Annotated in this window: 17 protein-coding genes; 7 read left to right on the top strand and 10 right to left on the bottom strand. The window is 65.8% G+C overall.

The genetic code is table 11. From position 1 onward, the window contains the following. Positions 1 to 6: 6 nt before the first annotated feature. Positions 7 to 1566 carry an HNH endonuclease signature motif containing protein gene (locus FBY33_RS04190; protein WP_142029430.1) on the bottom strand — a complete coding sequence of 520 codons (1560 nt, stop codon included), beginning with the start codon at positions 1564 to 1566 and terminating at the stop codon, positions 7 to 9. A gap of 113 nt (positions 1567 to 1679) precedes the next feature. Here FBY33_RS04190 and FBY33_RS04185 point away from each other — a divergent pair, with 113 nt between their 5' ends. Next, on the top strand, positions 1680 to 2192 hold the full coding sequence (locus FBY33_RS04185; protein WP_142029429.1) for a hypothetical protein: 513 nt from the start codon (positions 1680 to 1682) through the stop codon (positions 2190 to 2192). 17 nt (positions 2193 to 2209) lie between these two features. Here the strand turns inward: FBY33_RS04185 and FBY33_RS04180 are convergent, their stop codons facing one another. Further along, positions 2210 to 2593, bottom strand: coding sequence for an RNA-binding S4 domain-containing protein (locus FBY33_RS04180; protein ID WP_056332115.1), 384 nt, complete (start codon positions 2591 to 2593; stop codon positions 2210 to 2212). Between the two features lie 138 nt (positions 2594 to 2731). Between FBY33_RS04180 and FBY33_RS04175 the strand changes: the two genes are divergently transcribed. Then, a complete protein-coding gene (locus FBY33_RS04175; protein WP_142029428.1) occupies positions 2732 to 3103 on the top strand; it encodes a hypothetical protein in 372 nt (123 codons plus the stop codon). A 31-nt stretch (positions 3104 to 3134) separates the two neighbouring features. Here the strand turns inward: FBY33_RS04175 and FBY33_RS04170 are convergent, their stop codons facing one another. The 4 genes from FBY33_RS04170 to FBY33_RS04155 all read right to left on the bottom strand — a co-directional run bounded on the left by FBY33_RS04170 (position 3135) and on the right by FBY33_RS04155 (position 6934). Then, on the bottom strand, positions 3135 to 4265 hold the full coding sequence (locus tag FBY33_RS04170; protein WP_142029427.1) for a sulfite oxidase: 1131 nt from the start codon (positions 4263 to 4265) through the stop codon (positions 3135 to 3137). A gap of 89 nt (positions 4266 to 4354) precedes the next feature. After that, positions 4355 to 5215, bottom strand: a complete 861-nt coding sequence (locus FBY33_RS04165) for an SDR family oxidoreductase (protein ID WP_142029426.1) — start codon at positions 5213 to 5215, stop codon at positions 4355 to 4357. After that, positions 5216 to 6220, bottom strand: a complete 1005-nt coding sequence (locus FBY33_RS04160) for an aldo/keto reductase family protein (RefSeq protein WP_142029425.1) — start codon at positions 6218 to 6220, stop codon at positions 5216 to 5218. 54 nt (positions 6221 to 6274) lie between these two features. After that, the gene (locus tag FBY33_RS04155; RefSeq protein ID WP_142029424.1) at positions 6275 to 6934 is read right to left on the bottom strand and encodes a hypothetical protein; all 660 of its coding nucleotides are present in this window, start codon (positions 6932 to 6934) and stop codon (positions 6275 to 6277) included. A 193-nt stretch (positions 6935 to 7127) separates the two neighbouring features. Here FBY33_RS04155 and FBY33_RS04150 point away from each other — a divergent pair, with 193 nt between their 5' ends. Then, positions 7128 to 7496: a YchJ family protein gene (locus FBY33_RS04150; RefSeq protein WP_142032532.1), complete on the top strand. Its 369-nt coding sequence runs from the start codon at positions 7128 to 7130 to the stop codon at positions 7494 to 7496. Here the strand turns inward: FBY33_RS04150 and FBY33_RS04145 are convergent, their stop codons facing one another. The 3 genes from FBY33_RS04145 to FBY33_RS04135 all read right to left on the bottom strand — a co-directional run bounded on the left by FBY33_RS04145 (position 7497) and on the right by FBY33_RS04135 (position 10759). After that, complete coding sequence (locus FBY33_RS04145; RefSeq protein ID WP_142029423.1) at positions 7497 to 8330, bottom strand: TIGR04086 family membrane protein; 834 nt, start codon at positions 8328 to 8330, stop codon at positions 7497 to 7499. It abuts the gene before it with no gap. 64 nt (positions 8331 to 8394) lie between these two features. Continuing rightward, a complete protein-coding gene (locus tag FBY33_RS04140) occupies positions 8395 to 10395 on the bottom strand; it encodes an acyl-CoA dehydrogenase family protein (RefSeq protein WP_142029422.1) in 2001 nt (666 codons plus the stop codon). A gap of 61 nt (positions 10396 to 10456) precedes the next feature. Further along, positions 10457 to 10759 (bottom strand): hypothetical protein, encoded by a 303-nt coding sequence (locus tag FBY33_RS04135; RefSeq protein WP_142029421.1) that lies wholly within the window; start codon positions 10757 to 10759, stop codon positions 10457 to 10459. A 258-nt stretch (positions 10760 to 11017) separates the two neighbouring features. Here FBY33_RS04135 and FBY33_RS04130 point away from each other — a divergent pair, with 258 nt between their 5' ends. From FBY33_RS04130 to FBY33_RS04120, 3 genes are read left to right on the top strand one after another with little or no spacing between them, the layout of a single operon-like run. Then, positions 11018 to 12475: a DUF3375 family protein gene (locus FBY33_RS04130; RefSeq protein WP_142029420.1), complete on the top strand. Its 1458-nt coding sequence runs from the start codon at positions 11018 to 11020 to the stop codon at positions 12473 to 12475. Beyond that, positions 12468 to 13295, top strand: a complete 828-nt coding sequence (locus tag FBY33_RS04125) for a DUF4194 domain-containing protein (RefSeq protein WP_142029419.1) — start codon at positions 12468 to 12470, stop codon at positions 13293 to 13295. Before FBY33_RS04130 ends, FBY33_RS04125 begins: the two co-directional genes overlap by 8 nt. Next, positions 13292 to 16765 (top strand): ATP-binding protein, encoded by a 3474-nt coding sequence (locus FBY33_RS04120; protein ID WP_142029418.1) that lies wholly within the window; start codon positions 13292 to 13294, stop codon positions 16763 to 16765. Before FBY33_RS04125 ends, FBY33_RS04120 begins: the two co-directional genes overlap by 4 nt. 329 nt (positions 16766 to 17094) lie before the next feature. Here FBY33_RS04120 and FBY33_RS04115 read toward each other — a convergent pair whose 3' ends face one another. Beyond that, the gene (locus FBY33_RS04115; RefSeq protein ID WP_200831319.1) at positions 17095 to 18396 is read right to left on the bottom strand and encodes a hypothetical protein; all 1302 of its coding nucleotides are present in this window, start codon (positions 18394 to 18396) and stop codon (positions 17095 to 17097) included. A 380-nt stretch (positions 18397 to 18776) separates the two neighbouring features. Here FBY33_RS04115 and FBY33_RS04110 point away from each other — a divergent pair, with 380 nt between their 5' ends. Continuing rightward, positions 18777 to 19865 carry an iron-siderophore ABC transporter substrate-binding protein gene (locus FBY33_RS04110; protein ID WP_142029417.1) on the top strand — a complete coding sequence of 363 codons (1089 nt, stop codon included), beginning with the start codon at positions 18777 to 18779 and terminating at the stop codon, positions 19863 to 19865.

The raw sequence follows: 19865 nt of genomic DNA, 5'->3' as shown, positions 1-19865 counted from the left end.
CCTATGTCACTCTACGCTTTTGCGGCGAGGGGTGGGCACACCGAATTCGGCCCAGCCGGCCCCTGCAGGAGGAAATGACCATGTCAGGGGTGGGCACGCGCCAGCGCCAACCACTGTTCCTGAGCGTGACCGTGTCCCCGCTAACAGTGTCCCCGCTAACCGTGAACCCGGTAGTGGTGGTGCGGTGGAGTGGTGGGGGTGGCCGGTTGGGGTGGTGGTGGCAACGGTGTGCCTACGTCCGGGGATGGGTTTTGTGGTCCAGCCGGATGTTTCTTTGGTGTGGTTGCAGGCTTTGCAGAGGCCCTGGCCGTTACGGGCGCTGGTGGGGCCGCCGTCGTGCCAGGCGGTGATGTGGTCGTGGTGGCGGATGGGGGCGTCGCAGTACGGCGTGCGGCAGGTGTCGTCCCGGATCTGGAGGAAGCGTTTCAATCCGGCCGGGAAGAACCGGGCCTTGGAGTCCATTGCCAACAGCTCGCCGGTAGCGGGTGCGGTGTAGAGCCGCCGGACCCAGAGATCCAGGTCGTGCCGGCCGGCAATATCGACCATGCCGGCGGGGTCTTGGGCGGTGTCATCAGTGGCGGGGGAACCGGGTTTGGTGGCTGGAGGGGTGAGGGCGATGTCCCGGGCGGCTGCTGCGGGGATGGTGCCGTAACCGGGAAGCCTTGCCGGTTCGGAATCGGCCTGGAGGAGGGTGCGGTCGGTCATGACGAGCTGGATCTGAACCCCGCTGATCCCGCCGGGGATACCGGTAACGCGTTCGACGAGGATGTCGGCCATGACCTGACCCCGGGACCGCTCGTCACCGCCGCTGCGGGCAGTGTCCGCGTCGCGGGTCAGGGCGGTGTAGGCGGCGACTCCTTGGGCGACCGGCAGCAGTGCGGTCAGGTACGTCATGGTGTCCGGTGCCGGGCGCAGACTCACAGTCCTTTCCGTGATGGCGCGTGCGGCCCGTTTCGTGACGGAGGCCGGGTCGCGCCGGTACGCGGCGGCCCGGACCGCGGCCACAATGGCCTTGTCGCCGGCGCCCTCGAGGGTGCCGGTGTCGGCGGCGAGTTCCTCATCCACCCCCGCCCGGTCCTCCGGGCTGAGGCAGATGGTTTCCTTCACGACCAGCGTGGCCCGCCACTCATTCAGCAGGCCAGCCCGGAACGCGGCGAAGGTGTGCGGCATCCCGGTGAGGGTTTTGGCCAGGCCCAGCAACCGGGACCCCCGGGCCGGGACTTCCCGCCGGGCCAACGCGATCTGCGCCCCGACCCCGGCGCCCTGTTCATTCACGGGAACCCCGGCGGCGGCCTGCTCACGGCGCTGCGACAAATCAAAAGCAACGGTGGCATCGGCCTGACGGGCACCGGCCAGGCACTTCAGGTCCTCCAGCTCCCGCACCTGGTCAATCTTCCCGGCATCATCGCTGGCCATGGGAACAGACGCCAACAGCCTAATGACATCAGCAATGGAAGGGGCAGCCGGGGAGGACGGAAACGAAAGCGGGCCGGCACCGAGGGGCGTCCGTGGCCCAGCAACGAGTACCGCACCACCCGCTTGCACCGACCGCAATACTGCTTCCATAACCAAAGTCTTCCATCAGGGTGTGACAACCGCAGCAACTCAACTGCCCTATGTGGAAAACGGCAGGCTACAGCCGTCCGAGGACATTCCGAGGACATGCTGTTCAATGGATTATGCAGTTCACCAGGAAGGGCCTGAAGGCCGAAGGTTTCGCTGGCTTCCGGCCGATCCAGGACCTTGAGGCCATGAGGATCCCACAAGGAACGGGGCTCTTCACCGTTGTGGCCCCGGAAGGCTTCCAACCGCGCTTCCTTCCGAAAAGCACAGCGGGCGTCTTCAAGAAGAAGGAACCGTCGCTTCCCGCAGCCGCCCTGGCCGCCGAGTGGGTGGACGGCGCCGTGGTTCTCTATGTCGGAAAAGCCGGGCCCGGAAGCAAAGGTAACCGGGGGCTCCGGCGTCAGATCCAGGAGTTTGTGGACTTCGGGCAAGGAAAGCCGCCCGGGCATTGGGACGGGCGCGCAATTTGGCAGCTTGCCGACGCGGGATCACTGGCCATTGCGTGGAAAGAACTTCCGGCGGAACAACTGAACAGCGCGGAAGCGGCTTGTCATTCAGCCTTCGTGGCGGAATTCGGCCGGTTGCCGTTCGCCAACCTCGTGCAGGCGCGTGCCAGGTCCGGCGCTTGACGTCTCCGGCACGCCTTTCACGCAGGGCCCCGTAGCCGCTCCATCTCGCGGCGGTCCTTTTTGGTGGGCCTGCCCGCTCCCCGGTCGCGTTGCGGCAGGCCGAGCGCCGGCAGAACGGGCCGCGGGGGAGTGTGGTCGGTGAAGCAGTGTGAGGCCGCCTCGGCTCCCACACGCTTCGCGATCAGCCGCCGGACCTCCAGGATGCGCTCGTACCCGGACATGCGGACGGTCACGGTGTCGCCTGTAACAAGGGTCGCCGACGCCTTCGACGGGCTGCCGTTCAGGCGGACGTGCCCTGCCCGGCAGGCTGCAGTGGCGGCCGATCGCGTTTTATAGGCGCGGATGGCCCACAGCCAGGCATCGATGCGGACACTGGCGGGGGAGGCAGGGAGACTGGTCATGGCTGGCACCGAGTATAGCCTCGGCTGAGTCACACCGTCCCCGTTGCATGGAAGACTTGGAGTCCCCGCCAGGAAGAGAGAACCGTGGAGCCCCACCGCACGAACCAGCACGAAGACTTCAGCCGTCAGGGGGATCCAATGAAGAAAGCCCCCTTGCCCGCATGGGCAAGGATCTTCCGGGCAACCCTGCTGGTCCTGTCCGGCGTTTTGCTTCTGCTTCTGCTGCTCTTGATCACCCTGAGCACGTCACGGATCGGTGACATGTACGACGACAACACGATGGCAGTTTTTCAGGCGACCATCTGGCTTGGCCTGGCGCTGACCGCGCTGACCATTCCCTACCTGCTCGCCAGCGTCACCTACGGGGCTCTGTGGACGGCCAGGCTGCGTGGCAGGGGCTACCGCGGCTACCCCGCCACGACGTGGATGCTTGTGGCGGGGCCAATGGTTGTTGGACTGTCCGTGATGGCCCTGGTCGCGCTGGTGGCGGCCCCGGCGAGCATGCTGTAAAGACCGGCGGCGCACCTTTTCTCTGGCCGGCCTAGTCGGACCCCACCGTCACGCTGACCCGCTGCACCACGTTGTTGCCCATTCCCTGGTAGTTCCAGTTCTGCTCCAGTGGCTGGGTGGCACCGGTGATGTCCGTGGCACGGCATGCCAGGACGTGCTCGCCCGGGTCGGCCACCCACGGCAGGCTCCACCGCCGCCAGGCGAAGCCGCCAACGGGCTTGTCCAGGTGGGCCGGGAGCCAGGTGCCGTCAATGCCCACCTCGACGGCGGTCACGGCACCTTCCCCTGACCAGGCCCTGCCTTCCAGCATCACTGGGCCCGGGCGAAGGAACCGCTGCCGTGTGAAGAAGTCCGGGACGCCCGGCGGGACCATCAACGAACGCACCCTGATCCGCGTAACCGGCGTGCCGGCGTCGTCCGCGGTGCTTTGGTACCGGTAGGCAGGCTGCTGCTGGAACCCGGTAAACGGCGCCCGGACCACGTCGATGGACTGCAGCCACTTCACGCTGGCCATGCCGTACCAGCCCGGCACCACCAGCCGCAGCGGGTAGCCATGCTGCGGCGGCAGGTCATGGCCGTTCATCTTGTAGGCGAGAACGACGTCGGGACGCAGCGCTTCGCGGATCGGCAGGCTTCGCGCGTACTGCTGGGGGACGCCACCCTGAACCCCCGCATCGGCCCCGGTGAAGACCACCTCCACCGCATCGGGCAGCACGCCCGCCTTGCCAAGGAGATAGGCCAGCGGCACCCCGGTCCAGTACGCCGTACCCACAGCCTCCAGCACCCAGGGCTGGCTTACGGGCCGCGGCTCCAGGAGCGAGCGGCCGTTACCCGCGCACTCGAGGGTGACGGGCACCGTGATGGCCGGATCCCTGCGCAGCGCCGCCATGCCCAGCTCCAGGGCGCGCTCCACTGCACCCCCGATCCGCAGGTGCCAGGACGACGCATCGAGATCCGGAATGTCGAAGTGCGTCAGCACATAGTGAAGCCCCGGCGGCGTAACTTCGCGGCGGAGGATCTCGAGCGGCATGGAATGGTTGCGGGCCGCGAGCTGCAGTTCCTCGCGGGTTAGCGGACCGGCCGTTGGCTGCGCGCCGGGCGTTGTGACGGTTGCCTGTTCCGCCGACGGTTCCCGGGTGGGCTGCTGGTTGCTGTAGTTCATGGCGACGCGATTCTGGTAGCGGAGTTAAGGGACGCCCCCGCCAACAGGTCTACGCCGGGTCCAAGCGCCCGTCAACGAAATTAAACCAGCTACAGCACCGGCAGGGTCAGGAACCCGGCAAGGCTGATGGGGTCCTGGCCGGTCAGCCCGTGGACGTCCGGGGAAAGCCCCGCCATCTCGCCCGCTGCCATTGCCGTATAGGTGCTGACCCATGCGTCCAGCTGCCACCGCGGAGCACCGTAGGACGCCCGTGACGCATAGGCTTCCTCCACCGTCTCCGGCTGGTACCTGATGGTGCGCCCGGTCCCGGTGCTCAACACCTCGGCCGCCTGCGCCATGGTCAATTCCTCCGGGCCGGTCAGGTCGTAGGTCTTGCCCTTGTGGATGGCCGGATCCCGCAGCACTGCATGGGCGCAGCGGGCAACATCCTCCCGTGCCACGCCCGAGAACACGCCGTCACCGGCTGGGCCGCGGATCACCCCGTCCTCCCCGGCCAGCAGCGGCAGGAAGTCCAGATAGAAGTTGTCCCGCAGGAAGGTGTAGTCCATCCCTGACGCCTTGATCCGCTCCTCCGTGGCGTAATGGTCCCTGGCCAGGGTGAAAGTGGCGTCCGGTGCGGCCCGGTAAAAGGACGTGTACACCACGTGCTGCACCCCGGCATCCGCAGCGGCATCCACAAACGCATAATGCTGCTGCAGCCTGTCTTCGGCCTCCGCGGCGGACACCATGAACAGGATTTCCGCGCCCTCCAGGGCCTGCCGTGATGCGGCGCCGTCCCCGTAGGAACATACCACCGGATGGGCGTCCTCCAATTGCGGCGCGCGCCCGGCGTCCCGCACCAGCAGGCGCTGGGCGAAACCGGACGCGGCCAGCTGCCGCGCCAGCATTCCGCCCAGGCCTCCCGTGGACCCGGTGACCGCAAGCTTCGGCAGCTCCGAGGCGGACGCCACTTACGCTTCCCGCGTGGCCGGCGACTTGGTCTGGGCGGGGTCCCGTTCAGCGAGGCCGCCGACGGCGTCGTCGATCTTCTTCAGGACCTCCGCCTCGAGCTTCACGCCGGCGGCAGCCACGCTGTCGGCGATCTGCTCCGGCCGGGAGGCGCCGACAATGGCCGAGGCAACGTTGGGGTTCTGCAGGACCCAGGCAACGGCAAGCTGCGGCATGGACAGGCCTGCGTCCTGGGCAATCGGCTTCAGTTCCTGCACGGCGGCCAGGACGTCGTCGCGCATCCAGCGCTCGATCATCTTGGCGCCGCCCTTCTCGTCCGTGGCGCGGCTGCCTTCCGGGGCGGGCTGGCCGGGCAGGTACTTGCCGCTGAGGACGCCCTGGGCCATGGGCGACCAGACGATCTGGGACACGCCCAGCTCTTCCGACGCCGGGACCACCTCGGCTTCGATGACGCGCCACAGCATGGAGTACTGGGGCTGGTTGGAGATGAGCTGGAAGCCCAGTTCCTTTGACAGCTTGTGGCCCTCGCGGAGCTGGTCCGCGGTCCACTCGCTCACGCCGATGTACAGCGCCTTGCCCTGCCGGACGATGTCCGCGAACGCCTGCATGGTTTCTTCCAGCGGCGTTTCGAAGTCGTAGCGGTGGGCCTGGTACAGGTCCACGTAGTCCGTCTGCAGCCGCCGCAGCGAGCCATTGATGGACTCCATGATGTGCTTGCGGGACAGGCCAAGATCGTTCTTGCCCTTAGGGCCGGTGGGGCCGAAGACTTTGGTGAAGATTTCCAGGGACTCGCGCCGCTCATCCTTCAGGGCCTGGCCCAGGACGGTTTCCGCGGCGGTGTTGGCGTAGACGTCCGCGGTGTCAAAGGTGCTGATGCCGGCGTCGAGGGCAGCCCGCACGCATTGGGTGGCAACGTCGTTTTCCACCTGCGAGCCGTGCGTCAGCCAGTTGCCGAACGTAATTTCCGAGACTTTGAAGCCGCTGTTTCCGAGGTATCTGAATTCCATGGGTTTCACGCTAACCCAGATGGTTGCTCAGGGTAAGGGCTTTGCCGTTCTCCCTTACGGCTGGGGGTGCGCGTCCTGCGCCTGTTCCCTCAGCGCCTGCTGCTTACCGGTCAGGGAAACCAGGGATCCGGTATCCAGCGGCGGCACCGGATGGGGCGGCTGCGGCTTCTTGAAAGACCGCGGCAGCTCATGTGGGGGCCGATGGTTGTGCAGGGCGGATTCCACCAGCGGGGCTACCTCGGACACCTTGTCAGCGGGCACGGCCGGGTCCGGAAGGTCCCGCACCGACAGCTTGATTTCGGGCGCGGCGGCGCGTGCCCTGGCCTTGGCGCGCTTGTCCGCCTCGGCGACGGCGGAGGCCCAGTCTTCGGCGAGGACCGGCGGTTCGTGGCGGGCGGCGGCAAGCTTTGGATGGCGTACGACGGCGGTGCGCAGCGACTCCTTCAGCCGGTCCGGCTTCAGTGCTGCGGCCTTTGCCGTCAGCGGCTTGCGGGCTTGGGCAGGCTGTGCGGATGAGCCGGGAAACCGGGCGAGTTTCCCCTTTCCGGGGACCCGCCCGAACAAGGCCATCAGAATAATGGCGGCCAGGCGACCCAGGCCCGCGAGGACCAGGGTGATGACGCCGAGCAGGAAGAGGACGCCGAACATCATGAGGGCCACGCCAACAGTGCCCAGGAAGGTCAGGTTGAGGACGAGAGTGTCCGGGTTCTCCACGTCTTCTCTCCTCTCCAGCCAGCATCCTGGTCCGCTCACGGCATCCGGTGACGGGGGCAAGCTCCTTCTCCACCATACGGATTTTTGTCCGGCCATGCCGCCGCGCGCCCGGCCTGTTCCGAGGTTGTAGCGAAGCTGTTATCCGATATGACAGCATCACCGGGTGACCGAATCGAATGAGTCCGCAAACTGCATGTGCCTGTCCGGGGAGCCCTACGTCCAATGCTGCGGAAGGTTCCATTCCGGCCAGGCGCTGGCTGCAACGGCCGAACAGCTGATGCGGTCCCGGTACAGCGCGTTCGTCCTGCTGGATGAGGACTACCTGTTGCGCACCCACCATCCATCCACCGCACCGGCCGGCCTTGACCTGGACCCGGCGATGCAGTGGCGCCGCCTGGACATCCTCGCCACCAGCGGAGGCGGACCTTTCGATACCGCCGGCACGGTGGAGTTCAAGGCGTACTACCGGCACGGCAGGGAGCGGGCCGTCCTGCACGAGAACAGCAGGTTCGTCCGGGAGCACGGCCGGTGGCTGTACGTGGACGGCGACATCCTCGCCTGACTATTCCCCGTCGTCGTAAAACTCGCTGTCCGGGGTGAAGCCGGCGCGGTCAACCTTCCGGTGGAACCGCATGCCGGCAAGGCCGCCGAGCACTGCGCCCACCAGGGCCACGGCTGCCACCACGATCGCGGCGATGATGCCTGTGGTGGTCAGTTGGCCTTCATTGATGGGGATCCGCGGGAAGCTGTTCAGGTTGGCCAGGACATTGAACTGTTGCCCTGCCACGACGCCGAGGATTGCCACCACGACGGCCGCGATCAGCGCCCAGATCCACACCATGAGCCCCTGCTTGGCCCCGTTGAAGCGGGCCATCCTGCCGGCCACGTAGCCGCCGCAGTAGTAGGAGAGGAACAGGATCACCAGCAGCACGATAATGCCCACCAGCCCCACGGTGCCGGTGTTCTGGGCGGCCTGGTTCACGGCCTCGTTGACATCGGTATTGCTGGCAAGGCCCACCGCGGTCCCGGCGGCTGCCACCAGCGCCGTCAGGAGCACGGCCATCCCGGTGGCGGTCAGCCAGCCAAAGAACGCCGAGCCCACCTTGATGCCGCCAAAACGCTCCTTCTGGCGCGCGACGGCGGTTTCCCGGTTCGCCAGCCTGGGGTCTGCCACCGGCTCCACCACGGGCGTGGCCCGGGTGGGGGCCGGATGGTACTCCCGCTCCGCTGAGGGTGCGTTGGAATAGTCCCGTTCCCGTGGGCGTGTGGGGGCCTGGTCCACTGAGCGCGTGGCGGCATCGTCCGCGGCTGCGTCCCGGTAGCTTCCGCTACGGGTGGTTTCATCCTCCCGGGCACGGCGGGGAGGCAGGTTCTCTGGGTCCGTTGAGCTGCTCATGGTTCAACTCAACCACCCACCCACACTGATAGCAAGCGTGCTTACTATTTTGTGACCTGCGGTTTTACCGGTATTTCCGGTGCAGGTCCTCCTTGTTGGACGGCCCCGGCGAGGCATCGGCAATCCACGGGCCGGTCCCTTCGGACGGGTCCAGGACCCCCGCCTCCAGCCACGTGTAGTCGCCGGCGAGGACCTTGCCGGTGAGGGCGTAGTCGGCGTCGTCGGTGTTCCGCCACAGCTGGTCGAAGTACTCGTCCACCCGCACCCTGGCCTGCTCACAGTAGGCATCGGCGAGCTCGTAGGCGCTGGCGGCTTTTTCCGGGGCGGTTTTCAGCAACATCTCCGCGCGGGAGCAGCAGGCGGTCATGGCGAAGAGCTCGGCGCCGATGTCCACCACGCGGCCCAGGAACGCCTGCTTCCGCTCCAGTTTGGCCTGCCAGCGGCCCATCCCATAGAAGGTCTGGCGTGCCAGCCGGCGGGACGAGCGCTCGACGAACCGGAGGTGCTTGGCCAGCCTGCCGAACTCCGCATAGGAGCGGGGGTCCATCCCGGCGCCGGCCACCAGCTTGGGCAGCCATTTGGCATAAAAGCCGGAGGCGCCGACGGCGGCCTTGGCCTTGTCGGCCAGGCTTGCATCCAGCGACGCGAGGTCCCCCGCGGCGGCCAGGTGCGCATCCACCGCTTCCCGGGCGATCAGCAGGCGCATAATCTCGGAGGAACCCTCGAAGATCCGGTTGATCCGCAGGTCCCGCAGCTGCTGCTCCGCGGGCACCGCCCGTTCGCCGCGGGCCGCCAGCGACTCGGCCGTCTCGAACCCGCGCCCGCCCCGGATCTGGACCAGCTCATCCGCTATCCGGCAGCTGATCTCCGTGGCCCACAGCTTGGCGAGCGCGGCTTCGATCCGGACGTCCTTCTGCCCCGCATCGGCAAGTTCGGCGGACAGTTCAAACACGGCGTCCAGGGCAAAGGCCGAGGCCGCGATGAAGGCGATCTTCTTGCCCACTGCCTCGTGTTCGCCCACGGGCCTGCCCCACTGGGTGCGCGCGTTGGACCATTCGCGGGCAATCTTCAGGCTCCACCGCCCGGACGCCACGCACAGCGCGGGCAGCGCCAAGCGGCCCGTGTTGAGGGTGGTGAGCGCGATCTTCAGTCCCTGGCCCTCGCGCCCTAGCCGGTTGGCGGCGGGCACCCGCACCTGATGGAAGCGGGTCACGCCGTTCTCGATGCCGCGCAGGCCCATGAACGCGTTGCGGTTTTCCACGGTGATGCCCGGTGAGTCCATTTCAACCACAAACGCGGTGATGCCGCCCTTGTGCCTGGTGCCGTCCGGATCGGTGTGCGCGGGGACAACGGCCATGACCACCACCAGTTCGGCGATCACCCCGTTGGTGGTCCATAGCTTCACGCCGTCCAAAAGGTACGCGCCGCCGTCGTCCGTAGGCGTTGCCGTGCTGCCCATCCGGGCGGGGTCGCTGCCCACGTCCGGTTCGGTGAGGAGGAAGGCGGTGACGGCGCCGGCGGCGCACCGGGGCAGGTACTCCCGCTTTTGCTCGGGCGTGCCGAAGACCTTGACGGGCTCCGGCACGCCGATGGACTGATGAGCTGAGATCAGGGCGCCCAGGCTGGGGTGCACGCTGCCCAGCAGGGCCAGGGCGCGGCCGTAATAGACCAGGGAGAGCCCCAGGCCCCCGTATTCCTCCGGGATCTTCATTCCGAAGACGCCCAGCTCCGCGAGGTCGTTGATGTACTCGTCGGGGATCTTGGCATCCCGTTCAATGACCTGCCCGGACATGGTTTTTGCAAACTCGGTGAGCCTGGCCATGAACTCCTCGCCCTTTTCCACGGAAGCGGGGTCCGGGGCCGGCCAGGGATGGACCAGGCCAAGATCGAAACTGCCCAGGTACAGGCCCTTGGCGAAGCTGGGGCGGTCCCAGCCGGATTCACGGGCGGCCTCGGCGACGGCCCGGGCATCTTCGGCGGTGGCTCCGGCGCCGATGTTGCCGGCAGGGACGGGGGTTTCTTCAGCCGGGGCGTCTTTGGCCTGGCTGTCAGTTGCGGAGGTCATGGGTTATCTCCTAGGCCGGATTGGCCGGTGTCGCCATGGATCCGCCGGGTTGGAGAACCCTTCAGCTGTCCCTCAAGATTACCCGCGGGTAGGTTCCGGTGCTAGGGGCCGGCTGGCCCTGGAAATCGCCGGGCAGCTCAACAGCGGATGCCCGGTGCACCAGTTTGTCCCAGCCGGCATTGATGCCGTGGACCACGGCCAGGAGCGTAGTGGACACCACCACCCAGGTGAACTTCCCTGCCCCCAGCACGGCCAGGGCAATAAGCCCGGCTGTGAGCACGAAGGCGGCGAGGATTGCGCCAAATACCAGTGTCCCGATGAAGACCAAGGTGGCTGTTTCCACTGAACTTAGATCGAACTGCATGAATCCCCCTGCTGCGACGTTGCTTTGCATAAGACTGCGGTGGCGAAGACCAGTAGCAGAAGCGTAGGGGGACACTCCCACAGCCAGCCAGAGCAGGATGGGGCAGAAGTGACTGTTGATACGGGATTGAAACACTACCGGCAGGTAGGTCACGGAGTGGTCGCGGCGGCCTGCGTTAACCTTGTAGTTGGCAGTTTTCCGGCCGCTCCCTTGCGCGCCGTCCTGCCAAGCCGCCGCCCAACAGCCCAAGGAGAGTGTGTGCCCCGCTCCGCCAGGTCATCCGCTGACGCCATCAGCGCCCGGCTCCGGGACCTCGAACTCCTCACCAAGGGACCCGCGTGGGCCCTGACGCGTTCGGCGCCCTGGGTGATTGCCGTGCTCCAGGCTTCCTTTACCCGCACCCGGCCGCAGGTTCCGCTCGAGGAATTCCATGCCGACGTCGACTCCTTCCTTGAGGAGCTCCGGCGCCAGGATCCCGGGCTGGGCGGAGGGGCCAACGGAAAGGCCTTCGGCGACGAGTGGACCCGGCGGCAGTTCCTCACCCGGCGGAACCAGTCAGGCCGGATTGTCTACGAGGCCACGGAGCCGGCGGCGCGTGTGCTCGCCTTCCTGGACAGCCTCTCCAGCGAGCGGTCCACTCTAAACGGTTCACGGCTGGGCACGCTGCTGGGGGACGTGGAAAAGCTCGCCAACGAGACCAACCCGGACCAGAGCGCCAGGCTCGAAGCCCTGGAAGAGGAAATCGAAGAGCGGCAGCAGCTGATCCAGGACATCAGCACGGGCGGGTTCGACGGCCTGCTCGATGACGACGAAGCCGTGGAGGCCGCCGGCAACATCCTGGACCTGGCCGCCAGCCTCCCCGCCGACTATAAGAAGATGCGTGACCGGATCGAGGAACTGGTGGGCGGGCTGCGCAACCAGATCATCGAGGAGTCCCTGACCAAGGGCGCCACCATGGCCCAGGTCCTGGAAGCGGACAAGCGGCTCCGCCAAAGCCCCGAGGGCAGGACGTTCCGCTCCTTTACCGCCTTCCTGGAGGACCCGCAGCAGCAGGTGAGGTTCCGGTCAGCCATCGGGGAAGTCCTGAGCCGCCAGTTCGCCGACGACCTCTCGCCGGACGACCGGGAGACGCTGAAGAACCTGGTGGCCGAGCTCCGCCAGCAGCACAGCCAGATCCAGCGCATCTACGGCAAGCTCAGCGAAAGCCTCAACACGTACGTCCAGAGCGATGACTTCCGCCAGTCGGTCCGGCTGCGGCGGGTCCTTCGCGAGGCTGAGCAGGCCATCCGTTCCCTTCCCTACGAGCGCGATAGCCCCGGACTGGTGCACGGGCCCGTCCTGTACAACGCCGGGTTTGAGTCGCTGTCCATGGTGAAGCTCTTCGATCCGGACGAATTCGCGGCGCCGCCCCGGCTGGCCGATCCCATCGCCTTCACCGACTCGGACCGGGTGCGCTCGCCGAGGACCGGCAAAGCCAGGCCGGACGTGGTCCGGTCTGCCATGGCAGGGGCCGCCACCCTCGCGGACGCCTGGCAGCAGCTGCCGCCGGAAGAGCAGCACATCAACACCATCCGCGCGCTCCTGTCGGAGGCCCTGCACGCCGGGGCCGACTTCAACCGCAGCGCCTGGGATGGCCTGGACTTCGAACAGATCGACGGCTCCACCCGCAGGGCCTATCTGCCCGTGGTTACGCTCGCAAAGGATTCAGATGACTGAGGTTACGCACGCACAGGACTCATCGGGCGCTGGGTACCCCGGACCAGTCTTCCCACGCGATACCTTCGTGGACGGCGCCGCCCTCTTCCCCGGTGACACCGGCGTCCTGTCCGTGAAGGTGCGGCAGGCCCTGGTGAAGCTGCTGAAGGGCCCGTACATTGACGGCGGCCGGGACGAAAAGCTCTGGACCACCCTGCTGGACAACCAGGTGATCCTGCGCAGCCGCCTGTCCGAGCTGTTCCTGACCCTCCAGCTGGACCACGAGCGCAAGATCGCGGTCCTGCGCCCCGTGGATCCGGACGTCATCGGAGGAAGCGCCCGGTCCAGCATCCTGCGCCAGCAGCGTGCCCTCAGCCGGGTGGAAACCATCGTGCTGCTCCGGCTCCGCCTGCTGCTGGACCGGCACGTCACGGCCCAGACGGACCCCACCATTACCCGCGAGGAAATCGCGGACCTGGCGGCGCACTACCAGCCCGCCGGCCAGCAGGACGCCCTCCGGGACTCGGACGTGGTGACCCGTGCCATCACCAAGCTCCTGGCCCGCCAGCTCCTGCTTCCCACCGGCCTGGACGACGTCTACGCCATCTCCAACGCCCTGCCCCTGGCCCTGCCGTTCGAAAACATCGGCGACATCCCGGCCCACATCGAAGCCCTGGTGGCGGCAAGCACCGATCCCACCGGTACCGAGGCAATGCTTGACCTGGACGCGGACAGTGGCGCCGAGGACGACGACGCCGATGCCGCTGCCCCTGGTGACGGACGAGAAGACGCAGCAGCCGATGCGGAGTCGAAGGCGACAAAGACTGAGGTGACCAAGTGACCATTGCAAGCATGCTTCCGTTGGGCGATGTGACCAATCCGGGACAGATGCGGCTTGCCTTGGTGCAGGTGGTCAACTGGGGGACGTTCCATGGCGCGCACACCATGCACGTGGACCGGAACGGAACCCTGCTGACGGGCAACTCGGGCGTGGGCAAGTCCACGCTGTTTGACGCGATGCTGCGGGTGTTCGATGCCCGGCCGCGGTCCAACGAGGCGGCTGCGCAGCGTTCCGGCGGTGCCGTGGAGGACAAGCGGACCACGTTCACCTACATGCGCGGCAAGGTGGGGGACAAGGCGGTGGGGGAGGGCTCGGCGAGTGCGTTCCAGCGCCCGGGTGCCACGTGGTCCGCCGTCGCCCTGACGTTCGACAACGCCGCCGGCACGCGGGTGACGGTGTCGGCGCTGTTCGACCTGCCCAAGAACGGCACGGAGTCGAGCGTGGGCCGGTTCTACCTGATCGACAACGTGCCCCTGGACCTGGAAGCGGTGGAGGGCATCGCGGACAAACGGTTCACCAAGGGCGCGCTTGAGGCTGTCTTCCCGCACGCCCAGGTCTTCGACGTGCACAAGGCCTTCGCTGAACGGTTCCGCCGGCTGCTGGGGATCAGCTCGGACCAGGCCCTGCCCCTGCTGCGCGTGATCCAGGCCGGCAAGGGGCTGGGCGGCAGCGTCAACACCTTTTTCCGCGACCAGGTGCTGGATGCTCCGGCAACCCTGGCCGCCGCCGATGACGTGGTGGAGGAGTTCAGCAACCTGATGTCCATCCGCCAGCGGCTGGAGGATGTCCGGCAGCAGCGCGACCAGTTGGCGCCCGTGCCGGGACTGAACCGCGAGTATGCGCAGTCGCTGCTGGACGCCAACCGGCTGCGGGAGCTGGTGGGTGGGGAGTTCGAGGCGTACCGCCAGCAGCTCGCCGTTACGGTCCACCAGAAGACGCTGGCCCGTTTCCGTGAATTGGCGCAGGCGAAGGCCAAGGAACTCGGCGCGGAGCGTGCTGTCCGCGACAACCTGGCTAAGGAACTGCGGCAGCTGGAAACCGACTACAACAATCAGGGCGGCAACGCGATTTCGGCGATTGAGCAGTCGCTGGAGAACGCCCGCGTTGGCCTCAAGCTGCGCCGGCAGGTTGAGGAGGCGGCCCAGCAGGCACTGGCCGACGCCGGGCTGCAGCTTGAGTGGAGCGCCGCTGGCTGGGAGCAGGCCCACGAGCAGGCGGCAGCACGGTCGGCCGAGTTGAAGGATGATTCGCAGGCCCTGCAGGAGCTGCGGTTCGAGGCCTTCGACGCCCACGCCAGCCGCAAACGGGAGCTGGCGGCTGCCGAGCAGGAGCTCGTCTCGTTGAAGACGCGCAAGTCCCTGCTGCCGCCGTCGAGCATTGAAAACCGCGCCGCCATCGCCGCCGCAACCGGCGTTCCGGAAGACCGCATGCCCTTCGCCGGCGAACTCATGGACCTTGCAGAAGGCGAGGATCGGTGGCGCCCCGCCGCCGAACGCGCGCTTCGCAGCCTGGCCACCACCCTGCTGGTGCCCGGTGAGCACTTCGGCGCCGTCACCCGCTACCTCAATGACCACAACGTCCGTGGCGCGCTGCGGGCAGTGGACATCTCCAAGCCGCTCGCCGGCGGTGCGCTCGCCGTAGAGGACGTGCGCGACGGCGACCTGCTCACCAAGCTGGACATCCTCGCCTCAGGTGCGGCGGCCGAAGCGGGTGAATGGGTCCGCGAGCGGATCGCCCTGGACTTCGCCTATCAGTGCGTGGAAGACCCGGACGAGCTGGCGGCGCTGGACAAGGGCCTCAGCCTGGGCGGCGTGGTCAAGCGCAACCGGCACACCGTGGAGAAGGACGACCGGTTCACCAGCCGCCAGGATTACGTCCTGGGCTTCGACAATGCCGCCAAACTCGAACTCGTGGCCGGCCAGGTGGAGGACCTCCGGCAGGAAGTGGCCAAGGCCGCGGAACTGGCGCAAAGCCGCGAGGATTCACACCAGGGCATGAGCCGCCAGCTCGATGCGCTGCGGCGGATTGCGGAAGACGACCGCCCCTGGGAACAGGTGTCTGCCGCGGTGGCGGCGGACGAGCTGACCCGGATTGAGCAGCGGCTCAAGGACGCCCTTGCCGCGCAGGCGGACCTGGAGCCGCTGCGCGCCACCATCGAGGAGGTCCGGCAAAAGCACCAGTCCAGCACCGAGTCCGCCGCGGTCCTGCAAAGTGAATACAAGGCACTGGACCGGCAGCTCACCGCCGCGGACTCGCTGCTGGAAGCCGCGCGTGACCGCCTGGCCCAGGCGCCGCCGTCGGACGCTACCGTGACAGCGCTGGAGCCGTACTTCGCTGAATTCGGCGACGTGACCGAGATGCACGAACTGGACAACCTGGCCAACCGGGTCCGGACCGCCCTGCTGGGCGAACTGCATACAGCTGAATCACGGGGGCAGGGCACGGCGGAGCGGCTCACCCGCATCTTCGAAGGCTTCGTGCGGGAGTGGGGCAGCGCCATCTCGGCGGACCACGGCACCAGCATCGGCGCGGCCAGCGAATTCGAGTCCCGCTACCACGCCATCGTGAACGACGGCCTGCCCGCGCAGGAGGCGGAATTCCGGCTGTTCTTCAACCAGCGCACGCACGAATCCTTCAGCACCCTGCTGCACCTGCTGGACGAGGAACGCCGCTCCATCACCAGCCGCATCCTGCCCCTCAACGGCATCCTCTCCCAGGTGAACTTCCATGAGGGCAGCTACCTGGAACTGGACATCAAGCAGACGCTGCCACCCACCGCCAAGCAGTTCAAGGACGCCATCCAGAACGCTTTGAAGGCGCGCCACACACGGCCCGGCAGGACGGACGCACCCAAGGGGGAGGGGCCTGACAATGACGATGCCGAGCTCACCGCCCGCTACAAATCCCTGGAAACCCTGGTCAAGCGGCTTGGATCGCAGGCGCCGGAAGACCGGCGGTGGCGCGCGGAAGTGCTGGACGTCCGCGGCCACCTGTTCATCCAGTGCAAGGAGCACCGGGAAGTCAGCGCCCCGGCAGCAGGAAAAAAGAAGGGCGGCGCCAAAAAGACCGAGGTGTTCATGCACGCGGACACCGGCTCCATGTCCGGCGGCGAGCGGCAGCGGTTCACCGCGTTCATCATGGCCGCGGCCCTGAGCTACCAGCTGGGCATCGCCGAGCAGGGGTTCACCACTTACGGCACTGTGATGATGGATGAGGCCTTTGTGCTTGCCTCCGAGGAGTTCGCCGGCGCCGGCATCAAGGCGCTGCACGAATTCGGCTTCCAGCTGCTGCTGGCCGCCCCGGAAAACGTGATCGACCTGTCCCGGCACCTGGGCTCGGTCACCGAGATCCTCCGCGACAGGCGCACCAACCGCTCGGGAGTCCTCACGGCGCCGGTCATCAAGCCAAGGCCGGGCGAAGAAGGGGCGTGGCGGTCCGAGGCGAACCCGGTGGACATCGTGCTGCGCTGACTGGCCCGCGACTTGTCGTGGTGCACGATAGAAGCGCATCATTCCGATCCCCGGAGTTTCTGTAGAACTCGGAGCCCGCAGCACCTTCGAGACTCAAGGCGGCAGGTGAAACTCCAGACTGCACTGGGTTTGCTGCCTGAGGGGTTCCCTAATAATGGCCGGCGCTTTCCTGGTCGCCGCATCAGGCGGGTGGCTGGGGCCGATGGCAGGTGACGCCTTCACGACAATTGCCGCTGCAGAGGACGACGGACGGGTTGCAACAGCGAAAGTCAGAGACGGTGCAGACCTTGGTCTAGTGGTCGGCCACCGTTGTGAGTGGCTGCGGCGAGTCAGTTGTCCTGCCACAGCAGCTGCGTAGAGGTAGCCTCGTAGTCTTCTCCCCCTTCCTTCGATTGGCGAACAATGTCGTCCCACGGCCACTCGACGGTAGTAAACGCGCGGTAAAGGAGTAATTGGTGATCAACGACCCTGACCTTGCCGTCGGCAAAGGACAACACTAGGCCGCGGCCAGCGTCGTCGACTTGGAGGCGTTCGATATTACCTAACGCGATACGAAGATTACCCTTTTGAATCCTAGGCTCCCGCTCATGTGCAATGCGGAAAATATCATCTAACGGCACGCCCTTCAAGAGTTGACTATCGTCACAGGTAAGAACAACGGCCATGGCATGAGCATAAATGCCAGTGGAACCCCTTCGGGTTCGTATTCCCTTGGAGACATTTTGGGCAAAGGATTGGTATACCGAGTTTAGTTCTTCCGCGTAAAAAAGCGCCGCATCTCGGACGGTTTCTATATTGTCAACGCGTACTAAAGAGTGCTGGCGCTCAAATATTTGAGTGCGATCAAGAACATCGAGAGTGAGCCGTTGGAGAATTCCTACATTCCCGTAGCTGATTCGTACAAGCTCCTTGGCGACGTCAGCGTTGAATATTATATTCAACGCATTAGCGCCATTTCTAAGTACTTGATGAAGGTCCGGGTCGCTCCAACTCACGGAAGCCTCTCGAACTCTGCCGGAAAGATCTGTATTGATGTTGAGCAGCAGGTTATTGTCACTCCAAACGCCAATGACGATTACGAAGACGCCGAGATCCCACAACGCTTTGAGGTCAAAGGCGAGATGCTCCCGCTCGTCGTGAGACAAATAGTGGAAATCTTCGATTACAAGCCTGCGTCCTGACTCCAAGATCAGTTCGGCTATAAACTTCAGGTCTTCAACGTTTTGTTTAAGATGGGTGGATGAGACGGCCGAGCTTGCCTTCGTGCCAAGGTTTAGTTTCGCTTTGACTTTTCCAATAAGGTTGATACCAAATTCGCTTTCGGCCTCAACCGTCCCGGTTAGCTCGCGACCCTTCGTCGAGTTCGTGACGAGTCTAATATCAAGCTGCCCGAGGGCCTCCTTATAAATATCCTCAATGGACTTACCTAAACGGCACTGGATTACAATAGAATTCGGGGCAAGACGCTGGCGTAACCAAGTTTTTCCAGTTTTGGAGGCGCCACGTATGGCGAGATGAACTTTTCGGTTAATCTGCTGGCCGATCTCCGTATCAAGTGCACCTCGATCCACGTATGAATCGGGCAAGATCGTATTCGAGATACCGAAAACTTCGTCTGATTTTTTCCCCATTTGGCAAGCATACAGGTCGCGCAGTCCCGCCCTGCTGGCCATTTGATGCTGAGGTCTGTACCTGCTGCGCTCACGGCTGACATTGCCTGCGTAGGCGTCCGGCATATGCCAGGAGCCCGGCGGATTGCTGAACAGCCGGCGGCTGGCTGGAGTGATCGTGGTTCGTCTGCCCGTACGTGCTTGTGGGTCATTGCGTCTTGTGGTTCTTGACGACGAGATCCAGTGAGCGCGTAGGGAACATGTGGCGTGGCGTGGTGTGGCTGGAGACCACGAAAAACGACCGGGATCCAAGCTGGAATAACGACAGGAAAGGTTTGCGTAATTACTTGCAGCATAGGTTAGCCTTACTTAAGTTTCATCAGCCTGATCCAAGGAGCCCCGTGACGTCCCCCCTCTTCCCCGGCCCTCATTCCACCCGCCGGACACTCTTTTCCTCTGCCGGCAAGGCGGCGGCGGTGCTGGCCGCGGCAGCCCTGACCCTTTCCGGCTGCAGCACGGGCCCGGCCCCGTCCGTCGCCGACGCGGGCAGCCCAAGCAGCAGCGCCCAGTTCCCGGTCACCATCGAGCACGTCTACGGCAAGACCACCATTGAGAAGCAGCCCACGCGGGTGGCAACCGTTTCATGGGTCAACGACGACGTTGCCATCGCCTTGGGAGTGGTGCCCGTGGGGGTCCCCAAGAACGAGTGGGGCGGCAATGACAAGGGCTCCACCCCTTGGAAGGACGCGGCGCTCGAGAAGCTGGGCGCGGGATTCGGTTCGGCCAAGGCTCCCGTCCAGTACTCGGAGGCGGACGGGATCAACTTCACCGAAATCGCCAAGCTCAGCCCGGACGTCATCCTCGCCGCCTACTCAGGCCTCAGCGAGGAGGACTACAAGAAGCTCAGCGAGATTGCCCCCGTGGTGGCCCACCCGGAGGTGGCCTACGGAACCTCCTGGCAGGACTCCACCGCCATCATCGGCAAGGCGCTGGGCAAGGAAGCGGACGCCGCCAAGCTGGTCTCCGATACCGAGGCAACCCTCAAGGACAAGGTCTCCCAGTACCCGCAGATCCAGGGCAACAGCTTCATCTACGGCAACCTGGAGCCGGCCAAGGGTGATGGCGTCAACGTCTACACCGCCAACGACAACCGTCCGCGCTTCCTGACCGAAATCGGCATGACCCTCGCCCCGGTGGTCGCGGACAACTCCAAGGGCTCCAAGGAGTTCTACCTGCCCTGGTCCGCTGAGAAGGCGAACGAGCTGCAGTCGGACATCTTCGTCACCTGGGTTCCCGATGCCTCCACCGCGGACGCCATCAAGGCCGATCCGCTGCTCGGGCAGATCCCGGCCATCAAAAACGGCGCGCTGGTGGCCGACTCGGACAACACCCTGACCTTGTCCATCTCGGCCTCGTCGCCGCTGAGCCTGCCGTGGTCGCTGGACACTTTCCTGCCGCAGTTGGCCAGCGCAGCGGATGCAGTGAAGTAG

This window comes from Arthrobacter sp. SLBN-112 (assembly GCF_006715225.1).
Taxonomy (GTDB): Bacteria; Actinomycetota; Actinomycetes; order Actinomycetales; family Micrococcaceae; genus Arthrobacter.
This window is presented reverse-complemented; position numbering and strand designations above follow the sequence as displayed.

What these genes read in the sequence shown, in the direction of transcription:
- FBY33_RS04190 (WP_142029430.1), bottom strand. Translation starts at nt 1,566, where the DNA reads ATGGAAGCAGTATTGCGGTCGGTGCAAGCGGGTGGTGCGGTACTCGTT.
- FBY33_RS04185 (WP_142029429.1), top strand. Translation starts at nt 1,680, where the DNA reads ATGCAGTTCACCAGGAAGGGCCTGAAGGCCGAAGGTTTCGCTGGCTTC.
- FBY33_RS04180 (WP_056332115.1), bottom strand. Translation starts at nt 2,593, where the DNA reads ATGACCAGTCTCCCTGCCTCCCCCGCCAGTGTCCGCATCGATGCCTGG.
- FBY33_RS04175 (WP_142029428.1), top strand. Translation starts at nt 2,732, where the DNA reads ATGAAGAAAGCCCCCTTGCCCGCATGGGCAAGGATCTTCCGGGCAACC.
- FBY33_RS04170 (WP_142029427.1), bottom strand. Translation starts at nt 4,265, where the DNA reads ATGAACTACAGCAACCAGCAGCCCACCCGGGAACCGTCGGCGGAACAG.
- FBY33_RS04160 (WP_142029425.1), bottom strand. Translation starts at nt 6,220, where the DNA reads ATGGAATTCAGATACCTCGGAAACAGCGGCTTCAAAGTCTCGGAAATT.
- FBY33_RS04150 (WP_142032532.1), top strand. Translation starts at nt 7,128, where the DNA reads ATGTGCCTGTCCGGGGAGCCCTACGTCCAATGCTGCGGAAGGTTCCAT.
- FBY33_RS04145 (WP_142029423.1), bottom strand. Translation starts at nt 8,330, where the DNA reads ATGAGCAGCTCAACGGACCCAGAGAACCTGCCTCCCCGCCGTGCCCGG.
- FBY33_RS04140 (WP_142029422.1), bottom strand. Translation starts at nt 10,395, where the DNA reads ATGACCTCCGCAACTGACAGCCAGGCCAAAGACGCCCCGGCTGAAGAA.
- FBY33_RS04135 (WP_142029421.1), bottom strand. Translation starts at nt 10,759, where the DNA reads ATGCAGTTCGATCTAAGTTCAGTGGAAACAGCCACCTTGGTCTTCATC.
- FBY33_RS04125 (WP_142029419.1), top strand. Translation starts at nt 12,468, where the DNA reads ATGACTGAGGTTACGCACGCACAGGACTCATCGGGCGCTGGGTACCCC.
- FBY33_RS04115 (WP_200831319.1), bottom strand. Translation starts at nt 18,396, where the DNA reads ATGGGGAAAAAATCAGACGAAGTTTTCGGTATCTCGAATACGATCTTG.